The 16,054-nt window shown below is 45.8% G+C and carries 16 protein-coding genes; 11 read left to right on the forward strand and 5 right to left on the reverse strand.

The genetic code is table 11. The features are described 5' to 3' along the window. Positions 1-129 precede the first annotated feature (129 nt). The 3 genes from L1D11_RS07240 to L1D11_RS07250 are packed head-to-tail and all read right to left on the reverse strand — an operon-like array spanning position 130 to position 2,374. Entirely contained in the window at positions 130-612 is a 483-nt protein-coding gene (locus tag L1D11_RS07240) for a transcriptional regulator (protein WP_239832183.1), read from the reverse strand. Next, a complete protein-coding gene (locus L1D11_RS07245; protein WP_239832184.1) occupies positions 609-1,541 on the reverse strand; it encodes an ATP-binding cassette domain-containing protein in 933 nt (310 codons plus the stop codon). The genes L1D11_RS07240 and L1D11_RS07245 overlap by 4 nt, the downstream gene beginning before the upstream one ends. An 8-nt stretch (positions 1,542-1,549) precedes the next feature. Then, positions 1,550-2,374, reverse strand: a complete 825-nt coding sequence (locus L1D11_RS07250; RefSeq protein WP_239832185.1) for an ABC transporter ATP-binding protein — start codon at positions 2,372-2,374, stop codon at positions 1,550-1,552. 362 nt (positions 2,375-2,736) lie between these two features. Between L1D11_RS07250 and L1D11_RS07255 the strand changes: the two genes are divergently transcribed. Continuing rightward, on the forward strand, positions 2,737-2,931 hold the full coding sequence (locus tag L1D11_RS07255) for a hypothetical protein (RefSeq protein ID WP_239832186.1): 195 nt from the start codon (positions 2,737-2,739) through the stop codon (positions 2,929-2,931). A 263-nt stretch (positions 2,932-3,194) separates the two neighbouring features. Further along, positions 3,195-3,680, forward strand: a complete 486-nt coding sequence (locus tag L1D11_RS07260; protein ID WP_239832187.1) for an NADAR family protein — start codon at positions 3,195-3,197, stop codon at positions 3,678-3,680. 126 nt (positions 3,681-3,806) lie between these two features. Here the strand turns inward: L1D11_RS07260 and L1D11_RS07265 are convergent, their stop codons facing one another. Then, complete coding sequence (locus tag L1D11_RS07265) at positions 3,807-4,565, reverse strand: transporter substrate-binding domain-containing protein (protein ID WP_239832188.1); 759 nt, start codon at positions 4,563-4,565, stop codon at positions 3,807-3,809. 88 nt (positions 4,566-4,653) lie between these two features. On the opposite strand from L1D11_RS07265, the gene L1D11_RS07270 reads away from it, so the two are divergent. Continuing rightward, positions 4,654-7,044: a response regulator gene (locus L1D11_RS07270; protein ID WP_239832189.1), complete on the forward strand. Its 2,391-nt coding sequence runs from the start codon at positions 4,654-4,656 to the stop codon at positions 7,042-7,044. Positions 7,045-7,143: 99 nt separating this feature from the next. Here the strand turns inward: L1D11_RS07270 and L1D11_RS07275 are convergent, their stop codons facing one another. Further along, positions 7,144-7,872 (reverse strand): UTRA domain-containing protein, encoded by a 729-nt coding sequence (locus L1D11_RS07275; protein WP_239832190.1) that lies wholly within the window; start codon positions 7,870-7,872, stop codon positions 7,144-7,146. 211 nt (positions 7,873-8,083) lie between these two features. Here L1D11_RS07275 and L1D11_RS07280 point away from each other — a divergent pair, with 211 nt between their 5' ends. The 8 genes from L1D11_RS07280 (at position 8,084) to L1D11_RS07315 (ending at position 16,050) form a co-directional block, all read left to right on the forward strand. Continuing rightward, positions 8,084-9,187, forward strand: coding sequence for an ABC transporter substrate-binding protein (locus tag L1D11_RS07280; RefSeq protein ID WP_171369605.1), 1,104 nt, complete (start codon positions 8,084-8,086; stop codon positions 9,185-9,187). Positions 9,188-9,220: 33 nt separating this feature from the next. After that, positions 9,221-10,105, forward strand: coding sequence for an alkaline phosphatase family protein (locus L1D11_RS07285; protein WP_239832191.1), 885 nt, complete (start codon positions 9,221-9,223; stop codon positions 10,103-10,105). Beyond that, a complete protein-coding gene (locus L1D11_RS07290; protein WP_239832192.1) occupies positions 10,102-10,995 on the forward strand; it encodes an ABC transporter permease subunit in 894 nt (297 codons plus the stop codon). The genes L1D11_RS07285 and L1D11_RS07290 overlap by 4 nt, the downstream gene beginning before the upstream one ends. Continuing rightward, a complete protein-coding gene (locus L1D11_RS07295; protein WP_239832193.1) occupies positions 10,995-11,780 on the forward strand; it encodes an ABC transporter permease in 786 nt (261 codons plus the stop codon). Before L1D11_RS07290 ends, L1D11_RS07295 begins: the two co-directional genes overlap by 1 nt. Further along, positions 11,780-12,799, forward strand: coding sequence for an ABC transporter ATP-binding protein (locus tag L1D11_RS07300; protein WP_239832194.1), 1,020 nt, complete (start codon positions 11,780-11,782; stop codon positions 12,797-12,799). The genes L1D11_RS07295 and L1D11_RS07300 overlap by 1 nt, the downstream gene beginning before the upstream one ends. A gap of 1 nt (position 12,800) precedes the next feature. Further along, positions 12,801-13,460, forward strand: coding sequence for an HAD family hydrolase (locus tag L1D11_RS07305; RefSeq protein ID WP_239832195.1), 660 nt, complete (start codon positions 12,801-12,803; stop codon positions 13,458-13,460). Between the two features lie 393 nt (positions 13,461-13,853). Continuing rightward, entirely contained in the window at positions 13,854-14,927 is a 1,074-nt protein-coding gene (gene hppD / locus L1D11_RS07310) for a 4-hydroxyphenylpyruvate dioxygenase (protein ID WP_239832196.1), read from the forward strand. After that, entirely contained in the window at positions 14,920-16,050 is a 1,131-nt protein-coding gene (locus tag L1D11_RS07315) for a homogentisate 1,2-dioxygenase (protein WP_239832197.1), read from the forward strand. The genes hppD and L1D11_RS07315 overlap by 8 nt, the downstream gene beginning before the upstream one ends. Positions 16,051-16,054 lie beyond the last annotated feature (4 nt).

Genomic DNA, 16,054 nt, shown 5'->3' on the forward strand with positions numbered 1-16,054 from the left:
ATTAAAAATCAATAGTTTAATGTGTTTCCTTCCGAAGCATGATCAAGGTTAGATCATACTTTCATGGATCTGGCTCATTGGCAGGAATGGATGCTTTTTAGAGACGACTGTGGAGCAGGTGAGTAGCGATTAGTGAATCTGATGTTTTACATTACCTTGATCATCGTTTCTTGGATGGCTAGCCATGAAGCGGACGTGCGACTCGATCAACTTCTCTGATTCTGCTTGCCAGCGCGGCTCCTGCTGCTGATTGGCAAACTCTAGAGCCACCACACACAGATGCTGAACTCGTTGAGTACACCACTCCTGTAAGTCTGGCTCCGCTTTGGGGTCATAAGACACCGCTTGCAGCTTGCCGTAAGCAAACATTAGGTATTGGTAAGCCTTTTCTTGATGGTGTGCATTTTCGTTTGGCTGTCGATAGAAGGTAAAGATTCTCAGGCAGCCATCTAACCAACATGCGATGCCTTTGCTTTGTTCATCCGTGATCAATGGCCCCCAGAGTGCATCTGGAGGCGTTAAGATCAAAGGTTCTAACCGTTCCACTTGATCATGCTTTCGGGCTTTGTACCAATCTCCGATCCGCTCTAACCAAGTGTCTAGTTCATTCATGCAACATTATCCCATTGTTTTACAAAGTGATTATCAGCAACTTGCTTAACGTTATGCTGTATTTCACTGCTTTGTTCTCGAATACGATCCGCGTCTATTGAATAGTTTGGTTCATTTTTAACGAGTTCGCCAAATGGCAGATCAGGATCTGGCACCGCAGAGATCAATAGCTTGGTGTATGGGTGTTGAGGGTTGGTCAAGATCGACTGAGTGGATCCCCATTCGACGATCTGTCCTTTGTACATAACTGCTGTCTCTTCTGCGATGTAATGTGCGGTAGCGAGATCATGGGTTATGTACAAAAAGCCAATACCGAGTTCTTTCTTCATTCTTTGCATTAGGTTAAGTACGCCAAGTCGAATCGAAACATCTAGCATGGAGGTGGGTTCGTCGGCAAGAATAACCTCAGCGCCAACAGCCAGTGCTCTTGCTAGGTTAACCCTTTGTCTTTGGCCTCCACTGAGCTCGTGAGGGTACTTAGCCAGTGTTTCAATGGGTAACTCCACCAGCGTTAATAACTCTTCCAGGCGCTCTGTTAGCGCTTGTTTGTTAGCGACTTGTTTATGAATCTTAAGAGGGCGTGTTAAGTGATGTTCTATTGTATGTGTCGGATTCAGCGAGCCAAATGGGTCTTGGAACACCATTTGTACTCGGCTGCGGTAGTCCAAGATATTTTTGCGGCTGTTGAGGGTTGAGATATCTTTATCATTGAACAGGATCTCGCCCTCTGTCGGTGGATAAACCTTGGTCATTAGTCTCGCGCAGGTACTTTTTCCGCAGCCTGATTCGCCAACGAGTGCTAGCGTTCTTCCTGCGTATAAGTCAAAACTCACGCCATGCAGGGCTCTAAATATCTCCTCTTTGCCAAATCCGCCACCAACGGTGAACTCTTTAACGAGGTTTTTTACTTGCATAATTGGTTGTGACATTGAGGCTCCTAGCACGCTGTGGCGTGAGCATGTTCGTGAATATTAGGGAATGAACTCCACAGCTTTTGTGTATAGGAGTGCTGAGGGTTATTGCGAATCTCGTAGGCTTGATTGACTTCAACTATCTTACCATGACGCATAATGGCAATGCGGTCACACAGCTGGCTCATCAGGGCCAAATCGTGGGTGATAAAGAGGATTGAGAAGCCGAACTCTTCTCTGAGTTGGTGTATCTGTTGCAATATTTCTCGTTGAACGACGACATCCAGTGCCGTAGTGGGCTCATCCATGATGATCAGTTTGGGGTTGAGAGCGAGAGCGATTGCAATCACTAATCGTTGACGCATACCGCCACTAAACTGATGAGGGTATTCGGTCAGGCGATAGCGAGGAATGTTTACTAGGTCGAGTAGCCTTTCTGCGCGATCCTTGGCTTGTTCATTACTCATTCCTTTGTGGTGGCGTAGTACGTCAGCAAATTGCTCTTCGATAGTTAATACAGGGTTGAGTGAGTTCATGGCACTTTGGAACACCATGGCGATCTCACTCCAGCGTAATGTATTGAGCTGGCTGTCAGATAGTCTCAGTAGGTCTTGCCCACCAAAAAGTATTTGACCGCCAGAGATGAATGCGGGCGGCTTGTGAAGTCGGTTAACAGCAAATGCGATGGTGCTCTTGCCACAACCCGACTCGCCAGCTAGACCAAAGATTTCTCCTTGTCCTATGCTAAAGCTGACGGACTTTACCGCGTTGAAGTCTCCGTCATCGGTGATGTAGTCGACACATAGGTTCTTCACTTCTAGAAGAGGCGTATCTGGGTTTTCCATAGACATGATTGATACTTATTTATGATATTGATAACTATTATCATTAACATGTATTGGATTTAGTGAAAGCGATCAGCACAAAAACAATGAAGTGCCTCGAAATTTATCTTGGAGTATTTCAGGAATTTTCAGTGGGGAACGCGAACAATAAAGGAGGAAAGTGAGAGTTGGATCAAACCCCATTTCTTATGGGGAATTTTTTAAATGTAATTGCAGAAAATGGCTTTGGCAAAGTTTAAATTAGCTATTTATTAATTGGCTTTATGAAGCGTCGGAATCATCACATTTCAGCGCAGAATTTCTTAACAAGCGAAATAGCATTTGCTACAGATTACCTGTCCATTACATGGTGCTTTTCGGAGGAAAACATGTCCATTAATTCTATCAACCATGATGAAATGACAAACATTGCAAACAAGTGGGATGCTGAAGAAGAAGTATCTTTCAAACCAGAAAAGAAAATGAAGTCCGCTGAAGCTCGTCGTCGTATCGAGGCTCTAAAAGAAATTAGAGAAAGCGGTTTGAGTCTGGAAGAAGCGAGGGAGCTGGGTCTGATTCACTAATATCCCCGATTGCATTTAATAGGGTGGCTCAGTGCCACCCTTTGATTTATAAGTACTTTGTTCATTTCTCTCTCGATTCTCATCCGCAATTTTACCTTCTAGGCTCACTGCTCACTCACACAATTTTTCTCGGTGGCTTCTACTTTTCGTTTAAAAGCAGGTTGACTACATAATCTTGAACCAAGTTGTTTGACAGTGAAATGTGGAGCCACTAATTTTAAAGGCAAAACAAGAAATGTGATGTCGTTGGTAAGGAGAAGGCTATGTCGAACTCTGTGGCTCAAGCTGAAGAATTGTTGTTTTATGAACCAGAAGATCAGAACGGATACCTTTCAAATTTTGCCGCTTGCCCGATCAAGGTGGATGGTCAAGTGTGGGCAACCAGTGAGCACTATTATCAGGCGATGAAGTTTTGTTCACCGTCGCTGAGAAACATGATTCTTGAAGCTTGCACACCTGCTGAAGCATTCTCATTAAGCCGACAATACGAAGAGCAGGTTCGAGAGGACTGGTACGATATTCGTGTTGAGGTGATGCGATTTATTGTGACCGAGAAATTCACACAGAATCCGCAATTTGCTTTGTTTTTAACGAGCACGGGTGATTCGGTGATCAAAGAGCACTCTCATAAAGACCATTTTTGGGGTGATGGGGGAGATGGAACTGGTGAAAATCATTTAGGAAAAATTTTGATGGCAGTGCGCCAACAACTTCGTAGTCAGCAACTGCACTTGATCACGTCACATTAAGTACACATTAAAAAGGTCGCTCTGTTTAGCTCGTACGCTAAATGCAGAGCGGCCTTTTAGGTTTCTATAATTCCAGGTATCTGAGGTCGCTATAGTACATTACCGATTCATAGAGTGACGCTAGCACTATAAGTAACTTTGGACAATGTCATCAAGTTGACCATCGTCTTTCATTTGGCCTAAACGTTGGTTAATAAAAGTCTCGAGCTTGGGGTCCATTTCCGGATCGAAAGCCAAATGAATCGGGTAGTTATAGATGACTGAACCAAAGTCCTGCATTTGGTAATCATCGATATTGAGTTTCTGTTGGTTTAGGTTGTATTTGATTCGAGACTCCATCTCTACAAAAACAATGTTACCTGGCGCACGGTTTATGACGCGAAAGGCTGCGTTGTAATCTTTAACTCGGATCTCATTGAGCTTACCTTGTTGTATGTAAGGCTCTAGGTTTGGGTATTCAAATCCCACCAGCAATACCACTGCCTTGCCATCTAAATCGTCAATCGTATTAAACTCGAACGGCTTTTTACCGCTACTCAACAATACGTGTTTTACATTGTAAATTGGCTCTTCAGATAGGTTTACTGATTGTATGTTTCCCCAGCTAGGGCTGCCGTAGGTAACCCAATTTGGGTTCTCTCTCGCATCTAGCTTGTCAATCATTCGATTAAAAGGGTAGGTATGGTAGTTAATCTCGTACTGGCTATCGTCAAACACTGCTTCAACAATATCAGAAACGATTCCTCTGTGGGATGACCCGTCAGTTTCGATCTGAAAAGGTTGCGCTTGGCTCGCAATAATGTAGTAGTGAAGAGGCTCGCTTGAGAAAGCGTAACTGCTTGAAAACAAACTGACTATGGATGCAACGATAAGATGTTTTTTCATAACCTTCCCTAGTTATTTGATGAATGACTACTACTATACTAGTTGAGTAATTGTAGTTTACTAAGATAACAACATCGGTAATTTTTATATGGTGAAAAAAGGAAAACGCTATATTGGACTCTCTCGACAGTTGATCGGGGCCATCATTGCTATCAGTACCTTATTCACAGTTATTGTGACAGGTCTGGGGTTGTATTTGGAGTACCAAAATCGAGTTTCTTTTATCAGTTCTCAGATAGAACAGGTTAAAGCTGGTTACCTCTCTGGCTTAACGTCAAGCCTATGGGTTGAAGATCGAGCTCAGTTGTTTGTGCAAGCAGAGGGCATCTCCCGTCTTCCTTCGGTCAGTTATCTCCTCATTGAAAGCCCTGATGAAAAAATCTTAGAGCTCGGCAGCTCTACGACTGGGCAGTCATATTCTCAGTCATGGGAAATGGTGTATCAGATGGGGGGGAAAGACTTCTCACTTGCCACCCTCACGGTGCAATCCGATTTAAGTATGATCCTCAATGACTTCGAAGAGCGAGTGCTGTTGTTACTTGCTTTTGAAGCCGTGAAAATCTTTTTGTTGTCTTTGGTCTCTTTGGCCATTGTTTATCGTTTGGTCGTCAAACGCTTAATGACTATGTCATCTCAGATAAACGAGCAGCAAGTTGAAGACAATAACCCCCGTTTTTTAACGCCAACCGACTCTACTTATAAAGATGAAATATCGACGCTAGAAAACAGCTATAACCAATCAATTGAACGTATTCGTCAACAGTATCAAGAGTTGATTAAAGCCAAAGAGACGGCTGAAGTTGCTAACCTCAACAAGAGTGAATTTTTGGCTAATATGAGCCACGAAATCCGCACTCCAATGAATGGGATTATAGGAATTTCGTCTCTGCTCTCAGAAATGAATATGCCGAAAGAGCAAAAAGAGTACATCAACATGCTCAATACCTCTTCGCTAACTCTTCTAGACCTAATTAATGACATCTTGGATTATTCGAAAATTGAAGCGGGACGCTTAGAGCTTCAACAAGAGCCTATGAAAATGATGGGTATTGCAGCCGATGTTGAATCGACCTTCAGAGTGAAAGCCGAGCATAAAGGGCTTCGATTCCAACTATTGATTGATCCCAAGATTCCAACCATGGTGATTGGTGATGGAACCCAACTCAGACAAGTGCTCAATAATTTAGTCGGTAATGCCATTAAATTTACCGAGCGAGGTCATGTGACGCTTTCTCTTCGCTTAGAGAAAGTGATCGAGCCTGAGCACAAGTTGCGAGTTCGATTTGAAGTTGCCGACAGCGGTATTGGTATCGCGGAAGACAAACAAAAATCGGTATTTGATAAGTTTCAGCAGGCGGATGGCAGCACCACGCGCATATACGGCGGTACCGGATTGGGGCTGACCATATGCGATAAGATTGTGACCTTAATGGGCAGCAAGCTTGAGCTAACCAGTGTTGAAGGCAAGGGGAGTACCTTTTGCTTTGTGGCTGACTTTGATCCGTGTTTGGAAATCGACGAGAATAATATCGATTTTAATAAGGTCTCGGTGTTGCTGGTGGATGATAGCCAACTGAACATGCGTATTACATCGGCACAGCTACAATCGTTTGGTGTGTCCTCTACATGCTGTGAAACCGCAACCCAAGCGTTAGATCTCGTTTCAGAGTCTGTCGAAAACGCTTCGCCTTATGACTTAGTGTTGATTGATAAAGTGATGCCTTCCATCGATGGGTTCCAGCTTGCAAGAAACCTGATCGAGCGGTTCGGCAAAGCTTGCCCTAAGCTTGTCATGATCTCTGCTGATCCACGTAAGCAAGACGAAATACATGCTAAGCAAGTGGGTTTTATTGCCTACATTGCTCGCCCATATCAAGATAACCAGCTTAAATGGACCATCAGTGAGGTATTAGCGAGATCGGCGGACACCTCGACTTTCACCTATCCAAACCGAGGTGAAGTCGCGTTTAAGGACAATGAGCCTGTACCAACCACTAAACCAGCGGTGGTGGCGAAAGAGAGCGTAAAGGCTGAAGAGTCTAAGCCTCAAACTGAAACCTCGTTATTTAGCGGTAAAGTACTGGTGGTTGAAGACTCTAGAGTCAACCAGCAGGTTGCCAAGATGATGCTTAAGAAGCTTGGCTTTGAGGTAGACATTGCCGATAACGGTAAAGTGGGAGTCGAAAAGTTTAAGCATAATGAGTATCAGATGATCTTTATGGATTGTCAGATGCCTGTGCTCGATGGCTTTGAAGCGACAAAACAGATTAGAGCACTCGAAGAAGGGACGTCGAAACATATTCCTATCGTGGCGCTGACAGCCAACGTAGTGCTGAAAGATAAGCACTTATGCTTTGATGTGGGTATGGACGAGTTTCTACCTAAACCTGTTAACCAAGGTACACTGAGAGAAGTCGTGGCGAGTTTTTTGTCTGGCAAGCGCGAACTGACAGGAGAAGGTGAGCAGAAGATTATTTAGTCGGTGCACCATTAAACCTCATCGTAAAAACCCAAAACTCCTACCTAATCCGCCGGAGTTTTTGTATAAGTGGGGTTACCTATCTTTATGGATGCGGCACTAGCCAATGCTATCAATGTGGATCACTACTGAGTCTGGTCGCCAGTATTCCAATTCGCAGTCCATTAGCTCGCCATCTTGCTTGTAGTTCACACGGCAGATCTTCAACACCGGTTGACCCTCAGTCAAATTTAGCGCCTTAGCGACATAGGCTGGGGCTGAAGTGGGAATAACATCAAAGCGCGAACGTTTGGTTTCATAGCCATACTTCTCTCTATAAATACCAGTCAGCGACATGGTGAGGTTTTCCGACAATATTTTTTCAAACAGGGGGGCTTTCAATACGTTTTCAACGAACAGCACCGCTCTGCCATCAATAAAGCGTAATCGCTCGATCACGTGTATTGGCGTTATCTGTTCTATTTCTAATGCTTTGGCGTAATCGCCTGCCGCCATCTCTGTGCGAGTGCTCAGTAGCCGTGTTTCTGCTATGCGGTCTTGTTCGCGAATCATTTGATGGAAGTGAGAACGAGACAGTGGGTTGTAGCGAATACGTTCGGGTGACACATACCATCCTCGGCGCTCCTCTCGGTATATCAGACCTTCAGTTTCTAACGACACCAATGCATCTTTGAGCGTGATTCTAGTGGTGGAAAACAGTTCGCTGAGCTCTCGTTCGGATGGCAGTTTTTGCCCCTCGGTGAATATACCTGATTGAAGTTGTTCTCTAATGCTCGCCTTAATTCTACCTAGCTGTGTCCCTGATTGCGCTGTTGCCAATATTCTCATTACTGATCTAGTCCATAAGTTCGTGTGCTCAATAAGGTAAACCATGCAGTTAACAGGAATATGACAGTAAACAAGGGCTTACTGTCATATGAGTGAAATATAACTGCCATGTAAATGCATCTGAACTGTCAAATAAGTTGCGCGAAAGCGTCACACTCTGGCGATAGCATACAAAACGAACTTACTGACCTAGTCCAGAGGGATAGAGACAATGAAAACTTTGCTTAGCCGTTCAACTGTATCGCCAGCCAAACTGAGAGGTTTACCTGCAAAACTGTTAGGCGCAACGCTCATAACGGCAACACTTTCAATGCCAGCGATGGCGAAGGATGCCGATCTTGAGTCACTGATTGAAGCTGCTCAAAAAGAGGGTGCGGTTTACAGTGTGGGCATGCCAGACAGTTGGGCAAACTGGAAAGGCACATGGGCTGATCTGAAAGCGAACTACGGTTTGAAGCATCAGGATACTGACATGAGCTCTGCACAAGAGATCTCGAAATTTGAAGCAGAGAAAAGAAACGCAACCGCAGATATCGGTGACGTTGGCTTCGCCTTTGCTCGTGTTGCGGTGAAGAAAGACGTGACTCAGCCATACAAGCCAAGTACTTGGAATGATATTCCGGACTGGGCGAAAGACAAAGATGGTCACTGGGCTCTGGCTTATACGGGCACTATCTCGTTTATCTCAAACAACAACCTTGTTAAAGACGCACCCAAATCTTGGAGTGACCTACTAGAAGGCGATTACAAAGTCACTGTTGGTGACGTAGGTGTCGCAGCACAAGCAAACAACGCGATTCTAGCTGCAGCATTTGCGAATGGCGGTGATGAGTCGAACCTAAAACCGGCGATTAAATTCTTTGGTGAGCTAGCGAAGCAAGGCCGTCTATCTTACACAGATCCAAGCATTGCGAACCTTGAAAAAGGTGAAGTGGAAGTCGCGATCATGTGGGATTTCAATGCACTGAACTACCGCGACAAGATTGATCGTGAGCGCTTCACTGTAAACATCCCACAAGATGGCTCAGTGATCTCTGGTTACACCACCATCATCAACAAATACGCGAAGAACCCGAATGCGGCGAAGCTGGCTCGTGAATACATCTTCAGTGACCAAGGCCAGATCAACCTAGCAGAAGGTTACGCGCGCCCAATCCGTAGCAACGTTACGCTTCCTCAATCAGTACAAGACAAGCTGATCTCGAACGAGCAATACAGCAACGTTCACCCAGTCACTGATTTCTCAGCATGGGAAAAATCAGCACGCCGACTGCCGCGTCAATGGCAAGAAAGTGTCTTGATTCATCAGCAGTAATCCATATTCAAAACAAGCAACAGAGAATAGACCATGAGCAATAAGGTTATCCTTGTTGTTCTAGATGGACTGAATTATCAGGTAGCCCGTGATTGCATGGGCTACCTGAACGGTCTTCTAGAACTGAGCGATATGCATGAAAAACAGGGCGATTTGCATAACAAGCAGGGCGACTCGCTAAACGTGAGCGCGCAAAAAAACAAGCTTCGCGCCACACTTTACGCAATGCAGTGTGAGTTGCCGTCCATGTCACGTCCACTGTATGAATGCATCTTTACCGGAGTTCGCCCCGTTGAGAGTGGTATCGTTAACAACCAAATCGTGCGTTTATCGAATCACGAATCGATTTTTAGCTTGGCCAAATCGCAGGGCAAAGTGACGGCTGCCGCGGCGTATCACTGGGTGAGTGAGCTGTATAATCGAGCGCCATTTGATGCGGTGCGTGACCGCTTTACCAACGACGAAACCATGAACATTCAACATGGCTGTTTCTATCATTGGGATCATTACCCAGATGAAGCCTTGTTCTTGGATGCTGAGCACTTGCGTGTCACTCATCAGCCGGATTTCTTACTGATTCACCCAATGAACATTGATGACATGGGACACAAGCATGGGTTGGATTCTCGCCAATACCGCAACAGTGCACGTGGCGCAGATATCTACCTGTCGAACTACCTTGAGAAATGGGTGGACGATGGTTATCAGGTGATCATCACCAGTGACCACGGCATGAATAATGACTTATCACACGGTGGCATTCTTCCTGAAGAACGTGAAGTTCCATTCTTTGTGATTGGCGATAAGTTCACACACCAAGCCTGTTCAGTTAAACAGACTGACATCTGCGGCAGCGTGTGTCAGCTACTCAACCTTGAACACGATAAATCTTACACTCAGGAATTGTTGGCCTTATGAGCAGTTCTGTAATCACGCAGAGCGATGGCTCTGTCCTTAAACCTAAAACCAAATCTTGGTTCAAACGCTTCAAGCCCGCTTTGTGGCTTGCGCCTCTCGCCCTGTTTTTCTATCTGTTCCAACTGGCTCCTATGGTTTGGGTGTTGATCAACAGCTTCTTCTACGACGATGAGCTTTCTTTAGAAAACTACTCTGAAGTCTTCGATTCAGCCTTCATGATGCAGGCCTTTGGCAACAGTTTATGGCTGTCGATTTGGTCGAGTATCTTTGGTTTGGCGATTGCGACTCTGCTCGTTTCTTCACTGCGCCGTGTCGACTCTAAAATCCGCGACGCAGTGATTGCTTTCACCAACATGAATAGCAATTTCTCTGGTGTGCCTCTGTCGTTCGCCTTCATCATCATATTAGGCACCAACGGAGCAATCACCTTATTGCTTAAGCAGTACGGATTGCTAGGGGACTTCGACTTGTACGGCAAGTGGGGTTTGCTAGCAATTTACATCTACTTCCAGATCCCATTGGCGGTGCTGTTGCTGTATCCAGGGTTTGATGCCCTTAGCGATGACTGGCAAGCCGCCTCAGCGCTGCTTGGTGCGAAAACCTGGCAATACTGGACCAAAGTTGCGCTTCCTGTGCTTTCCCCTGCTTTATTTGGCACCTTCATCATCTTGATTGCCAATGCGATTGGCGCCTATGCGAGCGTGTATGCGTTGACCTCGGGCAACTACAACGTGATTACGATTCGAATCGCGAGCTTGGTATCGGGCGACTTGTTCCTAGAGCCAAACCTAGCCGCTGCAATTTCCGTGATTCTGATGGCGATGCTGGCCTTTATCACTGTGATTAACCAATGGCTGATCAGCAAAAGCTACGCAGGGAAGAGAAAGTAATGAACACCGCAAATACTCACTTTCATAAAACCGTGGTCTATTCGATCGTTGGCATCATGATGATCCCGATCTTAGCGACCTTCATTTACTCGATCTCGTCGCGTTGGGGCGCCACGATCTTGCCTGATGGTTTTACTTTGGATTGGTACATCAATCTGCTGACGGATCCTCGCTTCTTACAAGCCTTTGGTCGTTCACTGTTTATTTGTGTGGCAGCATTGTCATTAAGTGTGGTGTTGATTCTGCCTGCGATTTTCGTGGTGTTTTACTATTTCCCGAAACTCGACAAGGTCATGAATATCCTGATCTTATTACCGTTCGCGGTGCCACCAGTGGTGTCTTCGGTAGGCTTGCTTCAGCTGTATGCCGATAGCGAAATCTCACTGATAGGCACGCCGTGGATTCTGATTGGTACTTACTTCACCATCGCGCTGCCATTCATGTATCGCGCGATTGCCAACAGCTTTGAAGCAATCAACTTGCACGACTTGATGGACGCGGCTCACCTGCTCGGTGCAAGCACCACTAAGGCGTTCTTGTTGATTATTTTGCCAAACCTTAAAAAAGGCTTAATGGCATCGCTGTTCTTATCGTTCTCGTTCCTACTAGGCGAGTTCGTGTTTGCCAACATCTTGGTTGGTACACGTTACGAGACACTGCAAATCTACCTATACAACATGCGTCAAACCAGCGGTCACTTCACGTCAGCCCTTGCGATGACGTACTTCCTGTTTATTTTCTTACTGACTTGGTTGGCAAGTCGTTTCAGCCAAGGAACCAAATAATGAGCTATGTAAATGCGAAAAACCTCACCAAGCGTTTTGGTGACAACACAGTTTTTGAAGACATTGAATTCTCTATCGAGAAGGGGGAATTCATCACGTTGCTTGGCCCAAGTGGCTGCGGTAAATCAACGCTGCTGCGTAGCTTAGCAGGTCTAAATCCGGTCGATGGTGGCGAGATTTGGGTGAATGGTGAAGCGATCACTCACCAAGTGCCGCAAGAGCGTGGCATCGGCATGGTGTTTCAATCTTATGCTTTGTTCCCGAACATGACGGTTGAGGGCAACATTGCGTTTGGCCTTAAAATGAAAAAGCTTGCTGCTGACGAGATAAAGCGCGAAGTCGCGAAAGTGATTGGGCTGGTGGACTTATCGGGCAAAGAGAAGTTCTACCCGCATCAATTATCAGGTGGTCAGCGTCAGCGTGTGGCTTTAGCCAGAGCTTTGGTGGTCAAGCCGCGTATTTTATTGCTTGATGAACCTCTTTCAGCGCTGGATGCGAAGATCCGTAAACATCTGCGCCAACAGATCCGAGACATCCAAAAAGAGATGAACCTGACCACGATCTTCGTGACTCACGATCAAGAAGAAGCGATGATCATGTCTGACCGTATCTTCCTGATGAATAAAGGCGAGATCGTCCAAGCCGGCACACCTGAAGAGATCTACACTCAACCAGCTAATGAGTTTGTGGCAGGGTTTATGGGACACTACAACTTGGTACAAGCGAACAAGGCTAAGCAGCTGTTTAATATTGAAACCGAGTGGAAGGTGGCGATTCGACCTGAATCTATCTACGTTAAAGAGCAAGGTCGACAATATGGCGAACATATCTCTGCGCCGAAAACCGGCACCATTCGTAACCATCAGCTGTTGGGCAACGTGATTCGCTACCAAGTGGATGTCGATGAGTGCGAGCTGACGGTCGACCTACTTAACCGTTCCTCTGAACGACTATTGGCAAACGGCAGCCAACTTGAACTCCTGTTTAACCTTAACGAAATTCAACCTGTGAGAGCCTAAGATGTTCAAACCTTTGTATGTATTTGATATGGATGAAACGCTGATCAATGCCGATGCAGCGATGCTATGGAATGAATTTTTGGTTGAAAAGGGCATTGCTACAGCGCCGAACTTTATTGAAGAAGACCAGCGCTTAATGGGCTTGTATTCGGAAGGTAAGCTTAACATGGAAGATTACCTTGCGTTTGCTATGGAGCCACTGGCTGACATGCCAACTGAGCAAGTCAGTGCTTTGGTTGAGGAGTGTGTTGAGCAGCATATTTTACCTAAGCAGTTCAAACAGTCGAAACCATTGATAGAGCAGCTAGAACGTGACGATATCGACATGTTGATCATCTCGGCGAGCGTCACTTTCTTAGTAGAAGCGGTCGGTCGCAAGATTGGTATTGAGAACGCACTCGGTATCGATTTAGTCGAAAACCAAGGTCGTTTCACATCTCAAATATCAGGTGTGCCAAGCTATCGAGAAGGTAAAGTGACGCGTTTGAAAGAGTGGTTAGACAATCAAGAAACCAACTATTCAGACATTCACTTTTATACGGATTCAATCAACGATTTACCTTTGTGTGAACACGCTGACTTCGCTTACTTGGTGAATCCATGCCCGCGTTTGAAAGCACTGGCCGATAAACCAAATTGGTCGATCCTTAACTGGGATTAAAGTGAATCTTTAAATGCGAATTATCTTCGTTTTAGAACTTATCAAGCCGCTGACTACAGCGGCTTTTTTGTTTGCCGGTGAATGAGTTTTTGCGGAATTCTCTAATCTGCACTTTCCATTGAAAATCTCAAACGTAACAACTTAATAACATCTATTGCTTGGTTGTAAATCAAACCACCGTCTTTCAATCCCTTGATAGTACTCACTTTCTTGTTGTTGTGATTTGTGTGTAACAAATATTTTACAAGTTGACGAGTTTTTAGCGTGATTGTTCATTTCTCTCCATCCATTCCAATCTGTCGGCTTGTAGGCCAAATTTAATTAAGGACAAAAAACACACAACCATTTCATAAAAAACGTAACACAAGACCGATAGGTACAAGGAGAAAGTTCATGGTGGAGTCATACAACCCGCTTGGTACGGATGGATTCGAGTTTGTTGAATACACAGCTGTCGACCACAAGGGAATAGAGCAACTTAAAGCGCTGTTTGTGTCACTTGGTTTTGCCGAGATTGCTAAGCACCGTTCAAAAGAGGCTTGGCTGTATCGACAAGGTGACATCAACTTTATTGTCAATGAACAACCACACAGCCAAGCTGAAGCGTTCGCTAAAGTTCACGGCCCATCTGTGTGTGGCATGGCGTTTCGTGTAAATGATGCAACTGCGGCAATGACGCAGGCGTTCAGCGGCGGTGGTGAAGAGTACAAAACAGAAATCGGGCCGATGGAGCTGAGCATTCCTGCCATTTATGGTATCGGTGAAAGCCTGCTCTATTTTGTGGATCGTTATGGCAAGCAGAGCATCTACGACGTCGACTTCCGATTCTATGACGATGCGGAACAGCGCATGGCCGAAGCCAATGTTGGTTTGTATGAAATTGACCACCTCACGCACAACGTTAAGCAAGGCAATATGGATGTGTGGTCCGGATTCTATGAACGTCTTGGTAACTTCCGTGAGATTCGCTACTTCGACATTGAAGGCAAGCTGACTGGTCTTGTGAGCCGCGCAATGACCTCCCCATGTGGCAAAATCCGCATCCCTATCAATGAGTCTTCAGATGACAAATCACAAATTGAAGAGTTCATCCGTGAATACAATGGTGAAGGCATTCAACATATCGCACTTGCTACAGATGATATCTACAAAACCGTGAAGACTCTGCGTGATCGCGGCATGGACTTTATGCCAACCCCAGATACCTATTATGAGAAAGTTGACGATCGTGTGAAAGGCCACGGTGAAGACACGAATCTGCTGCGCGAGCTGCGTGTTCTGATTGATGGCGCACCGACCAAAGACGGCATTTTGCTGCAAATTTTTACGCAGACCGTAATCGGGCCTGTGTTCTTTGAAATCATTCAGCGTAAAGGCAACGAAGGCTTTGGCGAAGGTAACTTCAAGGCGCTGTTTGAATCGATTGAAGAGGACCAGATTCGTCGAGGAGTGTTAGACGATGCATAAATGGATCTCGTTTCCTCATCGGGAGGGGCTGTGTTCTAAACAAGCGCACGCCGACTTCCCTGAAGAGGCAATCTATGAGCGAGAGGCGGGTCGAAGTGGATTCTTCGGCCCTGCTGCTCACTTTCATCACCAACACGCCCCAACAGGTTGGTCGGAGTGGGAGGGTGATTTACGTCCTCGCGCTTTTGATTTTACGCTGGTGGAGAAAGCCAGTCAGATAACCCCTTGGGCGGTGCCTCATCTTTTGCACAATGCGGACTGCAAAATTCGTGTGTGGCGAATGGATGAGAAGATGGATTTCTTAGTGCGTAATTCCGACGGTGATGAGCTGCTGTTCATTCACCAAGGCAGCGCTGATCTTTATTGTGACTATGGTCATCTAGCCGTGAGTGAAGGGGATTACGTGATGATCCCGCGCTCGACCAACTGGCGTTTAGAGCCAAGCGAGCCGATGTTTATCTTGATGATTGAGAACACAGACGCGGCTTACTCCTTGCCAGAGAAAGGTATGGTCGGCAATCACGCGGTGTTTGATCCGGCGGTTCTTGAAATTCCATCGATCAACGATCAATTCCGCGCTCAGTATTCAGAAGATCAAACTCAAGTTCAGGTGAAACGCCACGACAAAGTCAGTGTGATCACTTATCCGTTCAATCCTTTAGACGCGATTGGCTGGCATGGTGATTTGGCTGTGGTGAAAGTGAATTGGCGCGATATCAGACCGCTGATGTCACATCGCTACCACTTGCCACCGTCTGCACACACGATCTTTGTTGGCGCTGGCTTTGTGGTGTGTACCTTTGTGCCGCGCCCGATTGAGAGCGACCCCGGTGCGCTGAAAGTGCCGTTTTACCACAACAATGATGATTACGATGAAGTGCTGTTCTATCACGCAGGGGACTTCTTCAGTCGCGACAATATTGAAGCGGGCATGGTGACTTTCCACCCTGCGGGTTTCACTCATGGACCTCACCCTAAAGCCTTTAAGGCTGGGCAAGCGTATAAGAAAAAGTTTACCGACGAAGTGGCTGTGATGATTGATACCCGCCATGCACTGCAGTTCTCTGACGCACTTGATAGCGTTGAGAACAAAGAATATGTCTACAGTTGGCAAGAGAAGTAAGGGG

This window comes from Vibrio sp. Isolate32, assembly GCF_022397955.1.
GTDB lineage: Bacteria > Pseudomonadota > Gammaproteobacteria > Enterobacterales > Vibrionaceae > Vibrio.

Bases quoted from the DNA above. Each gene is read 5' to 3' on its own strand.
- L1D11_RS07280 (WP_171369605.1), top strand. From the start codon at position 8,084: ATGAAAACTTTGCTTAGCCGTTCAACTGTATCGCCAGCCAAACTGAGA.
- L1D11_RS07275 (WP_239832190.1), bottom strand. From the start codon at position 7,872: ATGAGAATATTGGCAACAGCGCAATCAGGGACACAGCTAGGTAGAATT.
- L1D11_RS07250 (WP_239832185.1), bottom strand. From the start codon at position 2,374: ATGTCTATGGAAAACCCAGATACGCCTCTTCTAGAAGTGAAGAACCTA.
- L1D11_RS07240 (WP_239832183.1), bottom strand. From the start codon at position 612: ATGAATGAACTAGACACTTGGTTAGAGCGGATCGGAGATTGGTACAAA.
- hppD (WP_239832196.1), top strand. From the start codon at position 13,854: ATGGTGGAGTCATACAACCCGCTTGGTACGGATGGATTCGAGTTTGTT.
- L1D11_RS07270 (WP_239832189.1), top strand. From the start codon at position 4,654: ATGGTGAAAAAAGGAAAACGCTATATTGGACTCTCTCGACAGTTGATC.
- L1D11_RS07245 (WP_239832184.1), bottom strand. From the start codon at position 1,541: ATGTCACAACCAATTATGCAAGTAAAAAACCTCGTTAAAGAGTTCACC.
- L1D11_RS07300 (WP_239832194.1), top strand. From the start codon at position 11,780: ATGAGCTATGTAAATGCGAAAAACCTCACCAAGCGTTTTGGTGACAAC.
- L1D11_RS07265 (WP_239832188.1), bottom strand. From the start codon at position 4,565: ATGAAAAAACATCTTATCGTTGCATCCATAGTCAGTTTGTTTTCAAGC.
- L1D11_RS07260 (WP_239832187.1), top strand. From the start codon at position 3,195: ATGTCGAACTCTGTGGCTCAAGCTGAAGAATTGTTGTTTTATGAACCA.
- L1D11_RS07290 (WP_239832192.1), top strand. From the start codon at position 10,102: ATGAGCAGTTCTGTAATCACGCAGAGCGATGGCTCTGTCCTTAAACCT.
- L1D11_RS07315 (WP_239832197.1), top strand. From the start codon at position 14,920: ATGCATAAATGGATCTCGTTTCCTCATCGGGAGGGGCTGTGTTCTAAA.
- L1D11_RS07285 (WP_239832191.1), top strand. From the start codon at position 9,221: ATGAGCAATAAGGTTATCCTTGTTGTTCTAGATGGACTGAATTATCAG.
- L1D11_RS07255 (WP_239832186.1), top strand. From the start codon at position 2,737: ATGTCCATTAATTCTATCAACCATGATGAAATGACAAACATTGCAAAC.
- L1D11_RS07295 (WP_239832193.1), top strand. From the start codon at position 10,995: ATGAACACCGCAAATACTCACTTTCATAAAACCGTGGTCTATTCGATC.
- L1D11_RS07305 (WP_239832195.1), top strand. From the start codon at position 12,801: ATGTTCAAACCTTTGTATGTATTTGATATGGATGAAACGCTGATCAAT.